The sequence below is a fragment of the Brevundimonas sp. GW456-12-10-14-LB3 genome (genome assembly GCF_059424365.1).
In genome coordinates this window covers 1-1,656 of sequence record NZ_JBWKZJ010000079.1, presented here as the reverse complement: position 1 = coordinate 1,656, position 1,656 = coordinate 1, and the positions used below count along the sequence as shown (strand labels likewise).

Sequence of the window (1,656 nt, the reverse complement as noted above, 5' to 3'; positions counted from 1 at the left end):
GGGCGGGCCTGAGGATCAGCTGCTGGAGGCGGGACAGGAGGAGGTCTTCGCCCGCGAAGAGGTCGAGACGGGGCGGATCGAACACCACTCCGACACCCAGACCTTGCCAGACGCCGAGGAGATCGAACCCTCCTCTCCGAACGCCGGAAGCGGCGCGGCAGGCGCGGCCTGACCATGGCCGAGGGTCTGCGCGACGCCGTGCCGGAGAATGCGGTGCACCTGTGCATCGACATGCAGCGGATGTTTGTCGAGGAGACGGCGTGGCGACTGGACTGGGCCGAGCGGGTCATGCCCCAGATCGTGCGCCTGTGCGAACGCCGGCCCGAACGGACCGCCTTCACCCGCTTCATCCCCGCCGCCCGACCGGGAGAAGGTCGCGGCGCCTGGCGCCGCTACTGGGAGCGCTGGGCCTCCATGACCCTGGAGCGAATCGACCCCGGCCTGGTCGATCTGGCCCTGCCGCTTCAGCGGTTCGTCCCGCCCGGCCGGCTGATCGACAAACACGTCTATTCGCCCTGGGTGGGCTCGGACCTGGACGCGGTCCTGAGCCGCAGCGGGGTGGATACGCTGATCGTCACCGGGGGCGAGACCGACGTCTGCGTTCTGGCGACCGTGCTGGCGGCCGTCGATCTGGGCTATCGGGTGGTGATCGCCCAGGATGCGGTCTGCAGCTCGGCCGACGGCCCCCATGACGATCTCCTGCGCCTCTATCACGACCGCTTCTCGCAGCAGATCGAGACGGCGACGGTCGACGAAATCCTGGACGGCTGGCGCTGACAGGCGGACCGGTCATGGGCCGGTCCGCCGTCTGCCTCAGGCTATGCCCGCCCCGCCGGTGACGCCATAGACCTCGCCGGTGACGTAGCTGGCCTCCTGGGACGCCAGAAGCACATAGACGGGCGCGATCTCGACCGGCTGGCCGGGCCGGCCGTAGGCGCTCTGTTCGCCGAAATGGACCACCTTCTCCATCGGCTGGCCGCCCGAGGGCTGAAGCACGGTCCAGAAGGGGCCGGGCGCCACGGCGTTGACGCGAATTCCCTTCTCCAGCAGCTGTTTGGACAGGGCCTTGGTGTAGGCGACGATCCCCGCCTTGGTGGTTGCATAGTCCAGCAGAATGGCCGAGGGCTCATAGGCCTGGATCGAGGCGGTGGTGATCACCGCCGCCCCGGCCGGCAGGTGGGGGACCGCCGCCTGGACGATCCAGTGCAGGGCGTAGAGATTGGTCTTCATCGTCCGGTCGAAATCCTCGGTCGAGACCTCGCCGACGCTCTCGCGGTACTGCTGGCGACCGGCGTTGACCACCAGAATGTCCAGCCCGCCCAGACCCTCGACCGCCTTGGACACCAGGTCGCGGCACCAGGCCTCGTCGGTCACGTCGCCGGGCAGGCGGACGGCCTTGCGCCCTTCGGCCTCGATCAGCTGCGCCACCTCGGCGGCGTCCTTCTCTTCGGACGGCAGATAGGACAGGGCGACGTCCGCCCCTTCGCGGGCGTAGGCGATGGCGGCGGCCCGGCCGATGCCGGAATCGCCCCCGGTGATCAGGGCCTTGCGCCCAGCCAAGCGGCCCGAGCCCTTGTAGCTGGTCTCCCCATGGTCCGGTTTCGGGTCCATCTCCACCGCCAGGCCCGGCGCCGGCTGGGGCTGCTCGGGGAAGGG

Annotated in this window: 2 protein-coding genes; one reads left to right on the top strand and one right to left on the bottom strand. The window is 69.7% G+C overall.

Annotation, left to right across the window (positions count from 1 at the left end):
- Positions 1–174: 174 nt before the first annotated feature.
- On the top strand, positions 175–777 hold the full coding sequence (locus AC07XS_RS15830; protein ID WP_182715213.1) for a cysteine hydrolase family protein: 603 nt from the start codon (positions 175–177) through the stop codon (positions 775–777).
- 36 nt (positions 778–813) lie between these two features.
- Here AC07XS_RS15830 and AC07XS_RS15825 read toward each other — a convergent pair.
- Positions 814–1,656: SDR family oxidoreductase (locus AC07XS_RS15825; protein ID WP_182715214.1), on the bottom strand; the 843-nt coding region annotated here is incomplete at its 5' end.

What these genes read in the sequence shown, in the direction of transcription:
- AC07XS_RS15830 (WP_182715213.1), top strand. Translation starts at nt 175, where the DNA reads ATGGCCGAGGGTCTGCGCGACGCCGTGCCGGAGAATGCGGTGCACCTG.